The organism is Pseudomonas sp. Rh2 (assembly GCF_040762985.1).
GTDB classification, from domain to species: domain Bacteria; phylum Pseudomonadota; class Gammaproteobacteria; order Pseudomonadales; family Pseudomonadaceae; genus Aquipseudomonas; species Aquipseudomonas taiwanensis.
Genome location: NZ_CP142890.1, coordinates 1,344,813 through 1,361,955 on the forward strand (window position 1 = coordinate 1,344,813; position 17,143 = coordinate 1,361,955).

A 17,143-nucleotide genomic window follows, 5' to 3' on the forward strand; every position below is an offset into this window, starting at 1 on the left:
AATGCGCGATGACACGCCCTAGACTCGATGGGCGGTCTTTTCCAATCCACCAGCTGGAAGCAAACCATGAACAACAATAATAGCCTGCTACGCCACATTCCGTGGTTGGCGCTGGCAGTCATAGGCGCCTGTGCGCTGGGTGTGGTCGCCCTGCGCCGCGGCGAGGCGATCAACGCCTTGTGGATCGTGGTCGCGGCAGTGGCCATCTACCTGGTCGCCTATCGTTACTACAGCCTTTTCATCGCCACCAAGGTGATGCAGCTCGACCCTCGGCGGGCAACCCCGGCGGTACTCAACAATGATGGTCTGGACTATGTCCCGACCAACAAGCACATCCTCTTCGGTCACCACTTCGCTGCCATCGCAGGCGCTGGCCCCTTGGTCGGTCCGGTTCTGGCCGCGCAGATGGGCTACCTGCCCGGCACGCTCTGGCTGATTGCCGGTGTGGTGCTGGCCGGTGCTGTGCAGGACTTCATGGTCCTGTTCCTGTCTACCCGCCGCAATGGCCGCTCGCTGGGCGACATGGTGCGCGAGGAAATGGGGCGTATCCCAGGGACCATCGCCCTGTTCGGCTGCTTCCTGATCATGATCATCATCCTGGCGGTGTTGGCGCTGATCGTGGTCAAGGCCCTGGCCGAGAGCCCATGGGGTATGTTCACGGTCATGGCGACGATCCCGATCGCGATGTTCATGGGCATCTACATGCGCTACATCCGTCCGGGCCACATCGGCGAGATTTCGGTCATCGGCGTGGTCTTGCTGCTGGCGTCGATCTGGCTGGGGGGCCAGATCGCCGCGGATCCAGTCTGGGGCCCGGCGTTCACCTTTACCGGCGTGCAGATCACCTGGATGCTGGTGGGCTACGGCTTCGTCGCTGCCGTGCTGCCGGTATGGCTGGTGCTGGCGCCGCGTGACTACCTGTCGACCTTCCTCAAGATCGGTACCATCGTTGGCCTGGCCATCGGTATCCTGATCATCGCCCCTGAGCTGAAGATGCCGGCGCTGACCCAGTTCACCGACGGCACTGGCCCGGTGTGGAAGGGCACCCTGTTCCCGTTCCTGTTCATCACCATCGCCTGCGGTGCGGTGTCCGGCTTCCACGCGCTGATCTCCTCGGGGACCACGCCCAAGCTGCTGGATAATGAAACCAATGCCCGTTACATCGGCTACGGCGGCATGCTGATGGAATCGTTCGTCGCCATCATGGCCATGGTTGCCGCGTCGGTGATCGAGCCGGGCGTGTACTTCGCCATGAACAGCCCGGCCGCAGTGGTCGGTGCCGACGTCGCTTCGGTGGCGCAAACGGTCAGCAGCTGGGGCTTCATGATTACCCCAGAGCAGTTGGAAGCCACTGCCCGCGACATTGGCGAACACACCATCCTGGCCCGTGCCGGTGGTGCGCCGACCTTGGCGGTAGGTATCGCGCAGATCCTGCACCAGGTGCTGCCGGGTGAGAACACCATGGCCTTCTGGTACCACTTCGCGATTCTGTTCGAGGCCCTGTTCATCCTGACCGCGGTGGATGCCGGTACCCGTGCTGGCCGCTTCATGCTGCAGGACCTGCTGGGCAGCTTCGTGCCCGCCCTCAAGCGCACCGAGTCGTGGACCGCCAACCTGATCGGTACCGCAGGATGCGTGGCGCTGTGGGGTTACCTGCTGTACCAGGGCGTGATCGATCCGCTGGGTGGCATCAACACCCTGTGGCCGCTGTTCGGTATCTCCAACCAGATGCTGGCCGGTATCGCCTTGATGCTCGGCACTGTGGTACTGATCAAGATGAAGCGCCAGCGCTATGTCTGGGTCACCCTGCTGCCAGCGGTGTGGCTGCTGATCTGCACCACCACGGCGGGCCTGATCAAGCTGTTCGACCCGAACCCGGCGGTCGGTTTCCTGGCCCTGGCCAAGAAATACAGCACCGCACTGGACGCCGGCCAGGTACTGGCCCCGGCCAAGGACATCGGTCAGATGCAGCATGTGATCTTCAATGCCTACACCAACGCCGGCCTGACCGTGCTGTTCTTGTTGGTGGTGTTCAGCGTGCTGTTCTTCGCCATCAAGGTTGGCTTCGCCGCCCTGGGTCGCAAGGAGCGCACCGACAAGGAAACCCCGTTCCAGGCGCTGCCTGACGCGTAACCCAAGAGGAATACCGAGATGTTCAACGACCTGGGTCGACTGGGGAAGTACCTGGGGCAGGCAGCCCGCCTGATGGTCGGCATGCCCGACTACGACAACTATGTCGAGCACATGCAGACCAAGCACCCGGACAAGCCGGTGATGACGTACGAGGAGTTCTTCCGGGAACGCCAGGAAGCGCGTTACGGTGGCAAGTCCGGACCCAAGTGCTGTTGAACATCGACCTCTGCTAGCTTGTCCCGGCCTCATCGCCGGCAAGCTGGCTGCTACAGGAACCCAACAGGCCTCAGGGCGCGTTCGGTTGTAGTAGTAGCCAGCTCGCTGGAGATGGGGCCGCTGTCTTTTCCGCCAAGGAGATTTTCTGCGTGCAGACGCCTATTCCCGTTACTGTTCTCACCGGCTTCCTCGGGGCTGGCAAGACCACGCTGCTCAAGCACATGCTCAAGGCCGAGCACGGCCTGAAAATCGCCGTGATCGAAAACGAATTCAGCGAGGCCGGCATCGACAGCCAGTTGCTGGGTGACGAGCCGGTTCAGGTGATGACCCTGGCCAATGGCTGCGTGTGCTGCAGCATCCATGGTGACCTGACCCGCGCGCTCTACCTGCTGCTCGAACGCCTGGATGCTGGCGAAATTGCCTTCGATCGCCTGGTGATCGAGTGCACCGGCCTGGCCGATCCGGCACCCGTGGCCCAGACCTTCTTCGTCGATGAGGAGCTGCGTGATCGCTACATCCTCGACGGCATCATCACCCTGGTCGACGCCGCCCATGCCGACGTGCACCTGACCCAGACCATTGCCCAGGCACAGGTCGGTTTTGCCGACCGCCTGTTGTTGAGCAAGACCGACCTGGTCGAACCGGCAACCGTGGAGGCACTGCGCGAGCGCCTGGCGCGTATCAATGGCCGGGCGGCCATTCGTGTGGTGGAGCACGGACGTATCGATCTTGCCGAGCTTCTGGATGTTCGCGGTTTCAACCTCAATCCGGACTTGGGCACGAACCTCAAGCCATTCTTGCGCCCGGTACTCAAGCCGGCCACGCCGGACCGCATCAGCACCCTGGTGTTGCGTACCGAAACGGCGCTGGACATCGACCGCCTCAGCGCCTTCATGAACGAGCTGCTGGAAAACCACGGCAAGCAATTGCTGCGCTACAAGGGCGTGTTGAACATTGCCGGGGAGGACCGCAAGCTGGTGTTCCAGGGCGTGCTCAAGCTCTATGGATTCGACTGGGATGCCGAATGGGCCGAGGATGAAGTGCGTGAAAGCGTGATGGTGTTCATCGCCGACGAGCTGCCCGAAGTCAAGATTCGGGCTGGGTTCGAGGCGCTGGCCGAGGGTTGAGCCGGGTGGGCGCCTGGGCCTCGAACCACTGTGGCCATGAGCTGCGGTGGCGTGTCTGGACTTCGATGCACGGGATCAGCCGCTCGCTGAGCACCGCGGTCTGCCGCACCGCCTTGGCGGTGCGATACTTGACGCTGTGGATGCATTCGCGGTCGCCGAACTCGCAGCGATTCAGCGCGGTGCCGCCGCAGGGCCCGTTGGCCAGCCCCTTGGGGCAGGTTTCCGGACAGATATAGAGCGTGTCTTCGAGGCGGCAGTGGCCGCATGTGTCGCAACCCACCAACGGACGCTTCACGCCACGTTCCAGCGTGTGCAGCACACGGGCGCCAAGGCGTGTTGTCCACAGCGGTTGTCGCACCGCCCAGCCAAAGGCCTTGCTCAGCCAATTGCGGCGGCTGAACAGCAGTCGGTGCATCCCGTGCATCACGTGATAGCGCAGCTTCTCTCTACCCGAGGCAGCGACCCGCGACTCACCCTGGCGCCAACCGGCCTGAGGAGGATGGAACACTACCGCAGGCAGCCCCGGCATCTGCCAGCTGGCCTGCCAGGCGGGTGCCCATTGCTGCAACGAGTGGATTTGCCCTTGCCAGTGCTCGATCCGTGCCTCCAGGGCCAGCAGTTGCTTGAGCGCGTGAATACCTGACAGGTGCACGCCGGCGTAGCCCATCAACCGGGTGCCAATGATCTGCAGCGCCAGCCGATCGATGCTGCGGGCCTGGGCGAAGGCCTTGGACTGTGCGGCTTCCGCTTCAAGGATGTCGCGCATGGAGGGCGTGACGGTGACGCCGGCCACATGGTCGAGCATCGCCGCGCGCCCATGGGTGAGGCTCATCAGGCAGGCTAGCATCGGCTTGGGCGTGGCCTGGCGGCTCATCCAGCGGATGGCTTCCTGATGTTTGTCAGCGTCGAAGCCCAGTTGAAGGGTGAAGAAATCGGCGCCTGCTGCCAGTTTTTTCTCGGCCTTGAAGTACTGGGCACCGCCTTCTTCCTCGCGGTACTTGAATGGATTGAGCGCGGCACCGAGCAGCCAATGGGGGCAGGCTTGTCGCGCGATCTGCAAGGCTGCTACCGATTCCAGGTAACGTATCGAATGTTGTCCGGGTTCATGGCCTGGCAGGCGGTCGCCAGTGAGCAGCAGCAATTGATCGAGGCCGGCGGCGTCCATGCGTTGCAACTGGGCAAGCAGATGATGGCGCTCGCGGTCCTTGCCAGAAAAATGCGGCAAGGCAGGCAGCGGTTTGCCGAAAGAGGCGAGGGCGTCCAGGGGTGACATGTCCAGCGGGCTGCCGACACGGTCGCCGATGGCCACGGTCATCGGCCAGCCACACAGATGCGCACGGGCCATGATCGCTTCCATGGCGGCGAAGCGTTCCGCGGAGGGTTTGGGGACGAACTCCATGACGCAGACGAAGGTATTTTCGCGAAGCGCCGTTTTCAGCAGGCTCATGGGGGTACCTGGTTGGGGCAGGGGAGCATTGTGCGGCAGGTTGTGAAGAGGGTCATGTCTGATAGCGTATGGAATTGCTTTGAAAGAGACATTCATCCTCATGCCGCGGGTGTAATCCGCTTTGTCGGCAAAAAAGAAGCGCGAACCCAATCATGAGTAAATCTTGTGTTCATCTCAAATTTAATGAGTTTGTCTCAAGATTACCCGTGCCTGACAATTCCCTCATTCATTTTCTGCATTCTGAGGGACAAGAACATGGCACTGGCACACAACCTCGGCTTTCCGCGTATCGGCCGCGATCGCGAGCTGAAAAAGGCCCAGGAAGCGTTCTGGAAGGGCGAGCTTGACGAAGCCGGACTGCGAGAGGTCGGCCGTGCGCTGCGTGCCAGTCACTGGCAGTTGCAAAAGGACGCGGGTATCGACTTGCTGCCAGTGGGCGATTTTGCCTGGTATGACCAGGTACTGACCCACTCCCTGACGTTTGGCGTGATCCCTGAGCGATTCCGTGGCCAGGACGGCGCCAGACCTACCCTGCAGACGCTGTTCGCCATGGCACGTGGCGTCAGTGCCAACTGCTGTGGCGGTGCTCACGCTCAGGAAATGACCAAGTGGTTCGACACCAACTACCACTACCTGGTCCCGGAGTTCACCGCAGACCAGCTGTTCAGCCTGAGCTGGGAACAGCTGTTCGAGGAAGTAGACGAAGCCAAGGCCCTGGGGCATGGGGTCAAGCCGGTGGTGATCGGCCCCTTGACCTACCTGTGGCTAGGCAAGACCAAGGGATCGGACTTCGACAAGCTCGACTTGCTCGATCGCCTGCTGCCGCTCTACGACCAGATCCTCAATCGTCTGGCTATCCAAGGCGTGGAGTGGGTGCAGATCGATGAGCCGATTCTGGCCCTGGACCTGCCACAAGATTGGAAAAACGCGTTCGAGCGTGCCTACAACATCCTTCAGCGTGCACCGCTGAAGAAGCTGGTCGCCACTTATTTTGGCGGCCTTGAAGACAACCTGGGCCTGGCTGCCAACCTGCCCGTCGATGGTTTGCACATCGACCTAGTACGTGCGCCGGAACAGTACCCGACCATCCTCGACCGTCTGCCGGCCTACAAGGTGTTGTCGCTGGGGCTGGTCAACGGTCGGAACGTCTGGCGCTGCGACCTGGAAAAAGCCCTGCAAGTGGCGCGTAATGCCCATGACCGCCTGGGTGATCGCCTGTGGGTCGCACCGTCCTGCTCGCTGCTGCACAGCCCAGTGGATCTGGCCCGTGAAGACCAGCTCGATACCGAGCTCAAAAGCTGGTTGGCTTTCGCTGTACAGAAGTGCGAAGAGGTGGCGGTGCTGGCCCAGGCGCTCAATCAGCCGCAAGCGGCCGAAGTGGCGGTGGCCCTGGAGCGTAGCCGAGCGGTGCAGGCCAGCCGCGCTGCTTCGCCGCGTATCCACAAGCCCGCGGTGCAGGCGCGTCTGGCGGCCATCAGGCCCGCCGACAGCCAGCGCCAATCGGCCTTCGAACAGCGTATTGTCAAGCAACGCGCAGGCCTGGCCCTACCAGCGTTTCCGACCACCACCATTGGCTCGTTCCCGCAGACCTCGGCTATTCGCCTGGCGCGCCAGTCGTTCAAGCAGGGCAAACTGACCGAGGCCGACTATGTCGAAGCCATGCACAGCGAGATCCGTCACGCTGTCGAGATCCAGGAAAGCCTGGGCCTGGATGTGCTGGTGCACGGTGAAGCCGAGCGCAATGACATGGTCGAATACTTTGCTGAACAACTCGATGGCTATGTGTTCACCCGTTTCGGCTGGGTCCAGAGCTACGGTTCACGCTGCGTGAAGCCTGCGGTGATCTACGGTGACCTGAGCCGTCCCAAGCCCATGACCGTGGGTTGGATCAGCTACGCCCAGAGCCTCACCAGCAAGGTGATGAAGGGCATGCTGACCGGGCCGGTGACCATGCTGATGTGGTCGTTCCCACGCGAGGATGTGAGCCGGGAAACCCAGGCCCGCCAGCTGGCGCTGGCGATTCGCGACGAAGTGGTCGACCTGGAAGCAGCGGGCATCAGGATCGTACAGATCGACGAAGCAGCGTTCCGCGAGGGCTTGCCTCTGCGCCGCAGTGCATGGGCGGCGTACCTGGAATGGGCGACCGAGGCCTTCCGACTGTGTGCGTCGGGCGTGCGTGACGAAACCCAGATCCACACCCACATGTGCTACAGCGAGTTCAATGACGTGATCGAGTCGATCGCCGCCATGGACGCGGATGTGATCACCATCGAGACCTCGCGTTCGGACATGGAGTTGCTGGAAGCCTTCGAGCAGTTCGACTACCCCAACGAGATCGGTCCAGGCGTATACGACATCCACTCGCCGCGAGTGCCGAGTCGTGAAGAGATGGTCAAGTTGCTGCGCAAGGCGGCTCAGCGTATTCCAGCCGCGCGCTTGTGGGTGAATCCGGATTGCGGGCTGAAGACCCGTGGCTGGCCGGAAACCGAAGCGGCGTTGGTCAACATGGTCGCTGCGGCACGCGAGCTGCGCGCCACGGCGTGATGACCTTATCGCCGGCAAGCTGGCTCCTACAGGTGCGACGTAGGCGGCAGGCGTGCCGGCGATGAGCCACGAATCAGCGCTCGATGGCCAGGGCAACGCCCTGCCCACCACCAATGCACAGGGTAGCCAGCCCTTTCTTCGCATCGCGTTTGATCATTTCGTGCAGCAGCGTCACCAGTACGCGGCATCCGGAAGCCCCGATCGGGTGGCCCAGGGCAATGGCTCCACCATTGACATTGACCTTGTCGGTATCCCATTCCAGCGCCTTGCCCACGGCCAGGGCTTGTGCTGCGAAGGCTTCGTTCGCTTCGATCAGGTCCAGGTCGGCCAGCTGCCAGCCGGCCTTGTCCAGGCAACGCTGGCTGGCGGATACCGGGCCGATGCCCATGATCGCCGGGTCTACCCCCGCGCTGGCGTAGGCGGCAATCCTCGCCAGCACCGGCAAGCCCAGGGCTTGGGCCTTGCTGGCGCTCATCAGCAGCACGGCCGCAGCGCCGTCGTTGAGGCTGGAGGCATTGCCTGCGGTCACGCTGCCATCCTTCTTGAATGCCGGGCGCAGTTTGGCCAGGGATTGTGCAGTCGTGTCGGGGCGAGGTTGCTCGTCACGGTCGAAGACCTTGGGGTCGCCTTTTTTCTGCGCCAGCACGATCGGGGTGATCTCGTCCTTGAAGCGCCCGGACTCGATGGCAGCCACGGCCTTGCGTTGGGACTCGGCGGCAAAGGCATCCTGCTGCTCACGGCTCAGGCCGTACTTGTCCACCAGGTTCTCGGCGGTGATGCCCATGTGGTAGTCGTTGAACGCGTCCCACAGGCCGTCGGTGATCATGCTGTCGATCAGTTGGCCATGGCCCATGCGCTGGCCGGTGCGGGCCGACGGCATGACATAAGGCGACAAGCTCATGTTCTCCTGGCCGCCGGCAATCACCACCTCGGCGTCGCCGCAGCGAATAGCCTGGGCCGCCAGGTGCAGGGCCTTGAGGCCCGAACCGCAAACCTTGTTCAGGGTCAGCGCTGGCACACTGTAGGGCAGGCCGGCCTTGATCGCCGCTTGGCGCGCAGGGTTCTGGCCGGCTCCCGCGGTGAGTACCTGGCCAAGGATCACTTCGTCGACCTGGGCCGGGTCCAGTCGGGTTTGCTCCAGCAGATGCTTGATCACGGCCGCGCCGAGCTCTACGGCAGGCACGTTGGCCAAGGCACCCTGGAAGCTGCCGATGGCGGTGCGGGTTGCGGCGACGATCACCACGTCGTTCATTTTGTTGTTCTCCGGGCAAGGGGGCGCCGCGCGGGCGCATTACCGCCAGCATCGGTCGGTTGGGTTCATTTGTTAAGTTTGTTTTTCTTTGGCATTGATATGAAAAACAAATAAGTGCCTGGCCTCGCCGCTCTTCGCGCGGATACTTCAACCTGGTCTCACCGGATGGGCGCCAGAACGCCTCGCGCGGTTTGAATCCCCCCAATCACCCCGTAATATGTGTCGGATAACCGGTGGGGGTAGTCTCACCCTCTAGATCAATCGGAATCGCCCGTGGCGGCGCTTCCTGGCATAAACCTGACGAGGTACAGACATTGGCCATCATTCATCCTAAGGTCCGCGGTTTCATCTGCACCACGACCCACCCGAAGGGCTGCGAGCTCAACGTCCGTGACCAGATCGAAGCCACCCGCAAGCTGGGCGTGCGCGAGGATGGTCCGAAGAAGGTCCTGGTCATTGGTGCCTCCAGTGGCTACGGCCTGGCTGCTCGCATCACCGCAGCCTTTGGCTTCAAGGCCGATACCCTGGGTGTGTTCTTCGAAAAACCGGGCACCGAGACCAAGGCGGGTACCGCCGGCTGGTACAACGCCGCTGCCTTCGACAAGTTCGCCAAAGCCGAAGGCCTGTACAGCAAGTCGATCAACGGTGATGCCTTCTCGGACGAAGCCCGCGCCAAGGTCATCGAACTGATCAAGAACGAAATGGGCGGCCAGGTCGACTTGGTGATCTACTCGCTGGCTTCGCCTGTGCGTAAGCTGCCACAGACCGGTGAGCTGGTTCGTTCCTCGCTCAAGCCGATCGGTCAGCCGTACAAGTCGACCGCTATCGACACCAACAAGGACACCATCATCGAGGCCAGCATCGAGCCGGCCACCGAGCAGGAAATCGCCGATACCGTCACCGTCATGGGTGGCCAGGACTGGCAACTGTGGATCGACGCCCTGGCAGGCGCCAACGTGCTCGCCGAAGGCGCACGCACCGTTGCCTTCAGCTACATCGGCACCGAAATCACCTGGCCGATCTACTGGCATGGTGCCCTGGGCAAGGCCAAGCAGGACCTGGACGAAACCGCCCTGCGCCTGGACAAGAAACTGGCCGGTGAGATCAAGGGCGGCGCCAACGTGGCAGTGCTCAAATCGGTGGTCACCCAGGCCAGCTCGGCCATTCCGGTGATGCCGCTGTACCTGTCGATGGTGTTCAAGATCATGCAGGAAAAGGGCGTCCACGAGGGCACCCAGGACCAGCTGGACCGTATGTTCCGCGACCGCATGTACCGTGCCGATGGCCAGCCGGCCGACGTCGATGAAAAGGGCCGTCTGCGCCTGGACGATTGGGAGCTGCGCGACGACGTACAGGACGCCTGCAAGGCGCTGTGGCCGCAAGTGACCACCGAGAACCTGTTCGAGCTGACCGACTATGCCGGTTACAAGAAGCAGTTCCTCAACCTGTTCGGTTTCGAGCGTGCTGACGTCAACTACGACGAAGATGTGGCTACCGACGTGAAGTTCGACTGCATCGAGCTGTAATCGGGTCCGGCCCGTACTGCCCCTAATCGCCGACAAGTCGGCTCCTGCAAATCCTGTAGGGGTCGGCGTGCCGGCGATAGGGCCGGTACAGACATGCCATTTTTTGCTAGCGTTGGCGCACAACAACAGGACGCGCGCCATGAGCAGCCTTACCCAGCCCGCCACTGCTTTTCGTCACGCCACCGCCGACGGCTACAGCCTCGGAGGTTTCCTCTGGCGTCACGCCGAACCCGACGCCCAGCGTCCCCTGGTGATCATCAACGCCGCCACTTCGGTGCGTTGCCGCTACTACTCGCGTTTTGCCGACTACCTGTTCGCCCACGGCTGGGATGTGCTGACCTACGACTACCGTGGCATCGGCGAGTCACGCCCGAATTCGCTACGCGGGTTCAAGGCGTCCTGGAGTGACTGGGGGCAGTTGGATTTCGAAGCCATGCTGACCTATGCCGCACAGCAGTTTCCAGGGCAGCCCGTGGATGTGGTCGGGCACAGCTTCGGCGGTTGCGCAGTAGGACTGGCGCCGTCGGCCGGGCAGGTGCGGCGAGTGGTGATGGTAGGGGCGCAATTCGCCTATTGGCGTGACTATGCGGCGGACCAGCGTTGGCGGCTGTTGGGTAAATGGCATGTGGTGATGCCGTTGTTGACGCGGGTTTTCGGGTATTTCCCCGGCAAGCGTCTGGGCTGGATGGAAGATACACCGGCGGGGGTGGTACAGGACTGGACGGCGCGCACTCCACGTTACGAGCAGCGCCCCAGCGGGAGGCAGCTGCAAGGCTTGCCCTTTGCCCAGGTGCGCGCTGCGACGCTGGCGATCAGCCTGACCGACGACCCGTTTGGCACGGTGGCGGCGACAGAGCGCCTGCTGGGGTACTTGAAGCATGCACAGCGGTTGCACCTGCGCCTGGCGCCTGTGGATATCTCAGTCCGAGAGATCGGCCATTTCGCATTCTTCCACGACCGCTTCCGCGAGCCGCTGTGGCCGATTGCGCTTGCCTGGTTGCAGCGGGGGGAGGTTTCGGCCGAGTGGGCGGGGCAGATCTTTTCGGCCTGATTGCCGGCAAGCCGGCCCCTGCAGCGGTCTTGCAGGACCCGGCTTGCCGGCGATGAATCACGCGGGGCTCACGCCAGGCGCGAGAGTGGCTGCTCGGCGAACTTCACGCCAGCCAAACCCTGCTTGATCAGTGCACGGATATTGCCGTGGTCGCTGCCTTCAGGGGTCGCCAGCACGCTGCGGTAGTGCTCGCCGAATGCCAGCAGTGCTTCCTCATCGCTCAGGCCTTCCAGCAGGGCCAGGCCCAAGGTCTTGCACGAGCCTTCGTTCTGGCCGGCGGCGTTCTCGACACCGCCGTTGTTGAAGGCCTGCGGCTGGTAGCTGTAGTGGGCGGCAATGAACGCCAGGGTGTCGGCAAAGACGTGTTCGCCGCTGGTCAGGCTGGCGCGCAGGGAATTCAGATCAGTCACGAGGTTTTCCTTTTTCAAACGCCGCTTGCTGCTCGGCGCTGGCTTCTTTCTGGTATTGGGCTTTCCACTCGGCGTAGGGCATGCCGTACACCGCTTCGCGCGCATCATCCATGCTCAGTTCGACCTGGCGCTCGTCGGCGGCGGCCTTGTACCACTTCGACAGGCAGTTTCGGCAGAAGCCGGAGAGGTTCATCAGGTCGATGTTCTGAACATCGGTGCGTTTTTGCAGGTGTTCGACCAGGCGCCGGAATGCGGCGGCCTCGAGTTCGAGTTGCTGTTGAGGCGTCATGGGGTTCTCTCAGGTCATGCGATTCTTCAGGTGACGGCCGCCATTGATGACCACCTGGCTGCCGGTGCTGTACTGGCTGGCAAGCAGGTATTTGACCGTCTCGATCAGTGGGCCGGCGCCGGGTTCGAATTCCAGCAGGGCCTTTTTCAGCGTCTGCTGGCGGTACGCTTCATCGCCGCCTTCCTTGAGGATCAACAGGCCCGGGAGGATACCGTTGACATGCACCTTGGGCGCATATTTTTCGGCGAATGACAGCACCATGTTCTGCAATGCGGCCTTGGTGGCGGCATAGCCGATGTGGCTCTTGCTGCCGCGCGAGGAGGTCTCGTCGCAGATGTGAATGATATCGGCCTTGTCCACCTTGGACAGCAGGCCGCCCAGTGCCAGGTTCAGGTGGTAGGGCGCTTCGACGTGAAGGCGGAACATGGTCTCGAGGTTGTCGAGGCCGTCATCCAGCCACAGCGAAGCGTTGTGGATGATCGCTCGCAATCCGTCGTAATGACTGTGCAGGAAGTCGATCAATGCCTGGCGATCGGCCTGCTGGCAGAGGTCGGCCTTGAACGGGACGATATTCGGGTGCGCAGGTTGCGGCTGGAGGCTGCGGCTGGCACTGATCACCGTATGGCCGGCCTGTGCCAGTTCGAGGGCCAGAGCCAGCCCGACACGCTGGCTGGCTCCGGTAACGAGGATTGGGCTGTTCATGTTCGGGCGGTCAACTTGTCTGTCCTTTCATTGCTGACCAGCATACCCGAACTGTTTCCCTCTTGCGTGGCCTGGCCTCAACGGCTGCGTAGCGCCGCGCCGGTGTGTGGCGTGGCATTAAGCCAGTTGGCCAGCAGGCGGGTGGAGAGAGGAATGAAGACATAGACCATCACGGGGGTCAGCATCAGTGTGCTGAGCATCACCCGGGGTACCAGGTCCAAGGCCGCCAGCCAATGGCCGAACAGCAGATTGAACAGCAGCGAAACCGGGAAGAAGGCGAGCCAGATAGCAACGGCTTGCTTCCAACGCGGCGGTTTTTGCACCATATTAGTGCCGAACCAGTCGTCAATGCCGGTTACGCGCCTCTCTTTGGGGCGCTCGAACAGGCCGTTGCCCCGCTGCAACCAGGCTCGGCGCGAGGCGGAATGTTCCCAAGCGTGCAGGGTGGGTTCGTCGCTGAAGCGGAAGATGATCTGAAATTCATCGCCATCGTGGGGCGGTGCGAGGATGCCCGAACCAAGATAGCCGGGAAAATCGGTGGCCAGTTGCTCGCCTTCGTGTAGCCAGGCCAGCAAGTCCTGGTAGCGGCCATGGGCGGCGCGACGTGACACCATCAGGGTGACGGGTGGCGTAGACATCGTGTATCTCCTGACGACGGGGCTGGCGGGTAGCTGGCCCCTTGGCTGTGTCGCCCGGGGTGGTGGGCGACGCAGGCGAACATGCAAGAATCGGGCACGGATTATCGCGACTGTTGAGCGCCAGGCAAGTCTCAGGCGGCGAACGGTCACAGACCGATAATCTATTCTGTCGTAGTAGTATGCGCGTTCAATCAAAGCGCACAGGGTGCTTAGTGCAGATGAACAAAACGGCAATGGAGGCCGGCCTGGAACACCAGGACCTGTTTCCAATCCGCGAAGTTTCCCGCCTCACGGGCGTCAACCCGGTGACCCTGCGTGCCTGGGAGAGGCGCTACGGGCTGATCCAACCGACCCGAACCGACAGTGGCCATCGTCTTTATTCCCAAGCCGATATCGACGACATTCGCCTGATCTTGGGCTGGCTCGAGCGTGGTGTCGCGGTGAGCAAGGTCGGTGGCATTCTTGCCCGAGGCCAGGCCGTGGCGCGCGAAGCCCGTCCCGCCGTCACAGCCAATGCCCAGGGGCCGTGCCAGGCCCGGTTACGCGAGGCCTTGCGCACCTTCGACAGCGCGATTCTGGGGCAGTTGTTCGACCAGGCATTGGCCCATGGCACCCTACAGAACGCTTTCACGGAGCTGTTTCTGCCGGTCTGGCACGATCTGGCGGCAGGGCATGGGATGTTTGGGCAGACCAGCGAATGGCTGTTCCTTGATCAGTTCTTGCGAGGACGCGTGCTGTCGCTGCTGCAGTCTTCGCGCAAGAGCGGTACTCAGCGAGTGCTGATGGCGGCTCTGCCCGGGCCTTGCCAAGAGCTGGAGTTGCTGGTGGCCGGCCTGCTCTTGAGCAGTGATGACGTGGCGGTGACCTTGCTGGCCCCAGGGCAACCGCTTGAAGAGCTCACGCTGGTCTGCGAGCGGTTGCGTCCCGCTGCCTTGGTGATGTTCTCCAATCACCAATTGACGCTGGACCTTGGCAAACGTTTGGTGCGCCTGGTGGTGGGGCTGGAGTGCCCACTACTCTTGGCTGGAGAAGCCGCGGAGCTGGCCCAGGACAGTCTGGCAGGAAGCCCGGTGGCGTGTCTGGGCGCTGAGGCGGGGTTGATGCGGCGGCGCTTGCGGCAGTTTCTGGCCGGTCAGCTCGATACCTGAGCGTACAGTTCAGGGTGGGCCTGGCGATGTGCCTGGAGAATGTACTCGCGCAGCCGCTCGATTTCTTCAGCCGGGCTTTGGCTCAGGTCATAGGCAGCCAGATCTGGACCAATGCGCCGGCCCAGAGTCCCCTGCAACTCGATCGGTGTGATTCCACCTGGGGCGAAATACAGCTCGAAATGCGCTGGGGCATGCTTGAGGTCACGAACTTCCAGCAGCGCCCCTTTGAAGGAGATTTCGCGCACCCACAGTCCGCTGACCTTGTCGTGAGCATCGAGCAACGCGCTCGGCTGGTCCAGCGTCAGGCGCCAGGGACGCAGCATCGGGCCGTCCTCGTAGATTTCCGGTGAGCCCAGTTGCAGGTGCAGGGCGTGGAACTCGTCTTCGACCAGTTGCAGCGGGAAGCTGATCTGCTGGTTGTTGAATTGGGCCTGCAACGTCACCTGCTCATTGGCCACCAGGCGGGTGAGCAAGGTCTGGATGCGGCGGTCGCCATTGACCAGCAGGCTCGACATGGGGTCGGCCAGGTTCAGCTGCGGCGTGTGCTGCATGCCCTGTATGAAGTCCAGCTCGTCCTGGGTCAGGAGCGCGTTTGCTTGCATGATCGAACTCGGAGGCGATTTCTTCAACGGGATGGACAATGCTCCTGGGGCTTGGTTCAGGTACGTTCGTCGGAATTCAGGCGGGCATTGAGTTCGGCCAGCTCGCGCTCCAGCTCGACCTGCCGGCTGACATCCTTCTGGATGCCGATGAAATAGGTTCGTTGCTCGGCGTCGTTCTTGACCGGTGTGATGGACAACTCGTTCCAGAAAGCCGTGCCGTCCTTGCGGTAGTTGCGTAGCACTTCTCGGCACGGGCGGCCTTCGGCGAGGGCTTTGCGGATGCGCGCACGGCCGAGTTGATCGCGATCGTCGGCCTGCAGGAAACGGCAGTCCTGGTAGAGAATCTCGTCCCGGCTGTATCCGGTCAGGCGTTCGAACGCCGCGTTCACGTAGATCAGGATGGTGTCTTCGCCCTCCTGTTCGGCAACCACGATACCGTCGTTGGACGCATCGACCATGGATTGCAGCAATTGCGCGTTGATCATGTCCGGGCCATCAATTGAAAAGGAGGACTATGGTAGAGGCGGCCTTTTGCCAGCGCCGGATGTTAGTATCCTATGTTTTCACTCAGTTTCGGAATCCTCTCCCCGATGAAAGTCGCCATTATTTCCGGGTCGGTGTATGGCACCGCCGAAGAAGTCGCCCGTCACGCCGAGTCCTTGCTCAAGGCAGCAGGTTTCGACGCCTGGCACGCTGCGCGGGCTACGTTGCAGGATTTGCAGGGCTTCGCGCCAGAGGCCTTGCTGGCGGTCACCTCGACCACCGGCATGGGTGAGCTGCCGGACAACATCATGCCGCTGTACTGCACCATTCGTGACACCTTGCCCGCTGCCTGGCGTGGCCTGCCGGGCGCGGTGATCGCCCTGGGCGACTCCAGCTACGGTGATACCTTCTGCGGTGGCGGCGAGCAAATGCGCGAGCTGTTCGCCGAACTGGGCGTGCGTGAAGTGCAGCCGATGCTGCGTCTGGATGCGAGCGAGACGGTAACCCCGGAGGCCGATGCCGAGCCTTGGCTGGCCGAGCTGGCCCAGGCGCTCAAAGGCTGATTCCAGCGGCTCCTGCCAGGTCCGCTGCGGACCTCGCAGGAGCCGGCTTGGCGGCGATGAGGTCGGTCAAGACGCTCAAGGCGCCTGCCGCACCAATTGCAACCATGCCTGCGCCGCCCGCGACAGATAGGCCCCGCGCCGCCAGATAAAGGCGATGTCCCAGCGCAGCTCCGTGGGCGCGCGCAGTGCCAGGCGCACCACTCCGGGGCGCTCCAGCGCTTTTGCCACCACCCGGGGCAGCAGCACCACGCCTTGGCCCGCTGCCACCAGCGCAGCCAGAAAGTCAGCCTGGCCGCTGCGTCCACCTTCCTTCGGCGTGAATCCCTGCTGCTGACAAGCCTTGAGCAAGCGGTCGTTCAGTACGAAGCTGCGCTGGTACAGCAGAAACGGTGTCTCGGCCAACTGATGTAGATCGATCTGGCCCAGGCCCGCCAATGCATGCCCAGCCGGCAACAGCACATCCAAAGGCTCGTTACAGAACGGTTGGTACGCGAAGGCCGGGTCACTGGGCGTCAGGCTGCCGCCAAGTTCCAGTTCGCCGGTTCTCACCGCTTGTTCCATGCTGTGGCTGCCGCCTTCGAGCAGTTGGATCGAGATATTCGGGTAGCGCCGTCGATACTCGGCGAACAGCCCCGCGAACAAGGCATCGCTGCCTAACAGCGGCAGGCCAAGGCGCAGTTCACCCCGGCCCATCTGGTTCAGGTCGTCGAGTTCTTCGAGTAGCGCCTGGCGTTGGCGCAGCAAGGCTTCGCCACGCTCAAGGACGATGCGCCCGGCAGCGGTCAGGTGCAGCTGCGAAGCCTGGCGCTCCAGCAGGGGCTGGCCTACATCTTGCTCAAGTTGAGCGACCTGTTTGCTGACCGCGGACTGGCTGATGTGCAGGGTGTGCGCGGCTTGCGTGAACCCCCCGCGGTTGACCACTTCGATGAAGCTACGCAGTTGTTTGAATTCCATGGCCTGAATTCCAAAATGGAATGCCGTGCAGTCTAACAATTCGCTTCTGGCCTAGGCA

17 protein-coding genes are annotated in these 17,143 nt (G+C 62.5%); 8 read left to right on the forward strand and 9 right to left on the reverse strand.

Going from position 1 to position 17,143, the window contains the following annotated elements; all coding sequences use genetic code 11:
* The first annotated feature begins 66 nt into the window (after positions 1 to 66).
* The 3 genes from VXM67_RS06040 to yjiA all read left to right on the forward strand — a co-directional run bounded on the left by VXM67_RS06040 (position 67) and on the right by yjiA (position 3,476).
* Positions 67 to 2,133: a carbon starvation CstA family protein gene (locus tag VXM67_RS06040; RefSeq protein WP_023378709.1), complete on the forward strand. Its 2,067-nt coding sequence runs from the start codon at positions 67 to 69 to the stop codon at positions 2,131 to 2,133.
* Between the two features lie 18 nt (positions 2,134 to 2,151).
* Complete coding sequence (locus VXM67_RS06045; RefSeq protein ID WP_013974210.1) at positions 2,152 to 2,349, forward strand: YbdD/YjiX family protein; 198 nt, start codon at positions 2,152 to 2,154, stop codon at positions 2,347 to 2,349.
* Positions 2,350 to 2,498: 149 nt separating this feature from the next.
* Complete coding sequence (yjiA, locus tag VXM67_RS06050; RefSeq protein ID WP_027908039.1) at positions 2,499 to 3,476, forward strand: GTPase; 978 nt, start codon at positions 2,499 to 2,501, stop codon at positions 3,474 to 3,476.
* On the opposite strand, the gene VXM67_RS06055 is transcribed toward yjiA, so the two are convergent.
* The gene (locus tag VXM67_RS06055) at positions 3,436 to 4,923 is read right to left on the reverse strand and encodes a methylenetetrahydrofolate reductase C-terminal domain-containing protein (protein ID WP_367237560.1); all 1,488 of its coding nucleotides are present in this window, start codon (positions 4,921 to 4,923) and stop codon (positions 3,436 to 3,438) included. The two genes, yjiA and VXM67_RS06055, sit on opposite strands and share 41 nt — an antisense overlap.
* Before the next feature lie 255 nt (positions 4,924 to 5,178).
* Between VXM67_RS06055 and metE the strand changes: the two genes are divergently transcribed.
* Entirely contained in the window at positions 5,179 to 7,467 is a 2,289-nt protein-coding gene (gene metE / locus VXM67_RS06060; RefSeq protein ID WP_023378712.1) for a 5-methyltetrahydropteroyltriglutamate--homocysteine S-methyltransferase, read from the forward strand.
* A 73-nt stretch (positions 7,468 to 7,540) separates the two neighbouring features.
* On the opposite strand, the gene VXM67_RS06065 is transcribed toward metE, so the two are convergent.
* Positions 7,541 to 8,719: an acetyl-CoA C-acetyltransferase gene (locus VXM67_RS06065; RefSeq protein WP_023378713.1), complete on the reverse strand. Its 1,179-nt coding sequence runs from the start codon at positions 8,717 to 8,719 to the stop codon at positions 7,541 to 7,543.
* A 314-nt stretch (positions 8,720 to 9,033) separates the two neighbouring features.
* On the opposite strand from VXM67_RS06065, the gene fabV reads away from it, so the two are divergent.
* Together fabV and VXM67_RS06075 are read left to right on the forward strand one after the other, a co-directional pair.
* Positions 9,034 to 10,245: an enoyl-ACP reductase FabV gene (fabV, locus tag VXM67_RS06070; RefSeq protein WP_023378714.1), complete on the forward strand. Its 1,212-nt coding sequence runs from the start codon at positions 9,034 to 9,036 to the stop codon at positions 10,243 to 10,245.
* A gap of 139 nt (positions 10,246 to 10,384) precedes the next feature.
* Complete coding sequence (locus VXM67_RS06075) at positions 10,385 to 11,296, forward strand: alpha/beta fold hydrolase (RefSeq protein ID WP_023378715.1); 912 nt, start codon at positions 10,385 to 10,387, stop codon at positions 11,294 to 11,296.
* Between the two features lie 68 nt (positions 11,297 to 11,364).
* On the opposite strand, the gene VXM67_RS06080 is transcribed toward VXM67_RS06075, so the two are convergent.
* The 4 genes from VXM67_RS06080 to VXM67_RS06095 all read right to left on the reverse strand — a co-directional run bounded on the left by VXM67_RS06080 (position 11,365) and on the right by VXM67_RS06095 (position 13,335).
* Entirely contained in the window at positions 11,365 to 11,706 is a 342-nt protein-coding gene (locus tag VXM67_RS06080) for a HopJ type III effector protein (protein WP_027908042.1), read from the reverse strand.
* A complete protein-coding gene (locus VXM67_RS06085) occupies positions 11,699 to 11,995 on the reverse strand; it encodes a DUF1244 domain-containing protein (protein WP_023378717.1) in 297 nt (98 codons plus the stop codon). Before VXM67_RS06085 ends, VXM67_RS06080 begins: the two co-directional genes overlap by 8 nt.
* Before the next feature lie 9 nt (positions 11,996 to 12,004).
* Positions 12,005 to 12,697: a dihydromonapterin reductase gene (folM, locus tag VXM67_RS06090; RefSeq protein WP_027908043.1), complete on the reverse strand. Its 693-nt coding sequence runs from the start codon at positions 12,695 to 12,697 to the stop codon at positions 12,005 to 12,007.
* A gap of 77 nt (positions 12,698 to 12,774) precedes the next feature.
* The gene (locus tag VXM67_RS06095) at positions 12,775 to 13,335 is read right to left on the reverse strand and encodes a hypothetical protein (RefSeq protein ID WP_023378719.1); all 561 of its coding nucleotides are present in this window, start codon (positions 13,333 to 13,335) and stop codon (positions 12,775 to 12,777) included.
* Positions 13,336 to 13,553: 218 nt separating this feature from the next.
* Between VXM67_RS06095 and VXM67_RS06100 the strand changes: the two genes are divergently transcribed.
* Complete coding sequence (locus VXM67_RS06100) at positions 13,554 to 14,483, forward strand: MerR family transcriptional regulator (RefSeq protein WP_041925436.1); 930 nt, start codon at positions 13,554 to 13,556, stop codon at positions 14,481 to 14,483.
* On the opposite strand, the gene VXM67_RS06105 is transcribed toward VXM67_RS06100, so the two are convergent.
* On the reverse strand, positions 14,468 to 15,085 hold the full coding sequence (locus VXM67_RS06105) for a hypothetical protein (protein WP_023378721.1): 618 nt from the start codon (positions 15,083 to 15,085) through the stop codon (positions 14,468 to 14,470). The genes VXM67_RS06100 and VXM67_RS06105 overlap by 16 nt on opposite strands.
* A gap of 56 nt (positions 15,086 to 15,141) precedes the next feature.
* Positions 15,142 to 15,570 carry a PAS domain S-box protein gene (locus VXM67_RS06110; protein ID WP_023378722.1) on the reverse strand — a complete coding sequence of 143 codons (429 nt, stop codon included), beginning with the start codon at positions 15,568 to 15,570 and terminating at the stop codon, positions 15,142 to 15,144.
* A gap of 105 nt (positions 15,571 to 15,675) precedes the next feature.
* On the opposite strand from VXM67_RS06110, the gene VXM67_RS06115 reads away from it, so the two are divergent.
* Positions 15,676 to 16,131: a flavodoxin gene (locus tag VXM67_RS06115; protein WP_023378723.1), complete on the forward strand. Its 456-nt coding sequence runs from the start codon at positions 15,676 to 15,678 to the stop codon at positions 16,129 to 16,131.
* Between the two features lie 75 nt (positions 16,132 to 16,206).
* Here VXM67_RS06115 and VXM67_RS06120 read toward each other — a convergent pair whose 3' ends face one another.
* Entirely contained in the window at positions 16,207 to 17,085 is an 879-nt protein-coding gene (locus VXM67_RS06120; protein WP_023378724.1) for a LysR family transcriptional regulator, read from the reverse strand.
* Positions 17,086 to 17,143 lie beyond the last annotated feature (58 nt).

Excerpts from the sequence above, each read along its gene's own strand:
- VXM67_RS06095 (WP_023378719.1), bottom strand. The coding sequence starts at position 13,335 with ATGTCTACGCCACCCGTCACCCTGATGGTGTCACGTCGCGCCGCCCAT.
- VXM67_RS06110 (WP_023378722.1), bottom strand. The coding sequence starts at position 15,570 with ATGATCAACGCGCAATTGCTGCAATCCATGGTCGATGCGTCCAACGAC.
- metE (WP_023378712.1), top strand. The coding sequence starts at position 5,179 with ATGGCACTGGCACACAACCTCGGCTTTCCGCGTATCGGCCGCGATCGC.
- VXM67_RS06045 (WP_013974210.1), top strand. The coding sequence starts at position 2,152 with ATGTTCAACGACCTGGGTCGACTGGGGAAGTACCTGGGGCAGGCAGCC.
- VXM67_RS06120 (WP_023378724.1), bottom strand. The coding sequence starts at position 17,085 with ATGGAATTCAAACAACTGCGTAGCTTCATCGAAGTGGTCAACCGCGGG.
- folM (WP_027908043.1), bottom strand. The coding sequence starts at position 12,697 with ATGAACAGCCCAATCCTCGTTACCGGAGCCAGCCAGCGTGTCGGGCTG.
- VXM67_RS06085 (WP_023378717.1), bottom strand. The coding sequence starts at position 11,995 with ATGACGCCTCAACAGCAACTCGAACTCGAGGCCGCCGCATTCCGGCGC.
- VXM67_RS06040 (WP_023378709.1), top strand. The coding sequence starts at position 67 with ATGAACAACAATAATAGCCTGCTACGCCACATTCCGTGGTTGGCGCTG.
- VXM67_RS06055 (WP_367237560.1), bottom strand. The coding sequence starts at position 4,923 with ATGAGCCTGCTGAAAACGGCGCTTCGCGAAAATACCTTCGTCTGCGTC.
- VXM67_RS06105 (WP_023378721.1), bottom strand. The coding sequence starts at position 15,085 with ATGCAAGCAAACGCGCTCCTGACCCAGGACGAGCTGGACTTCATACAG.
- VXM67_RS06075 (WP_023378715.1), top strand. The coding sequence starts at position 10,385 with ATGAGCAGCCTTACCCAGCCCGCCACTGCTTTTCGTCACGCCACCGCC.
- VXM67_RS06115 (WP_023378723.1), top strand. The coding sequence starts at position 15,676 with ATGAAAGTCGCCATTATTTCCGGGTCGGTGTATGGCACCGCCGAAGAA.
- VXM67_RS06100 (WP_041925436.1), top strand. The coding sequence starts at position 13,554 with ATGAACAAAACGGCAATGGAGGCCGGCCTGGAACACCAGGACCTGTTT.
- VXM67_RS06065 (WP_023378713.1), bottom strand. The coding sequence starts at position 8,719 with ATGAACGACGTGGTGATCGTCGCCGCAACCCGCACCGCCATCGGCAGC.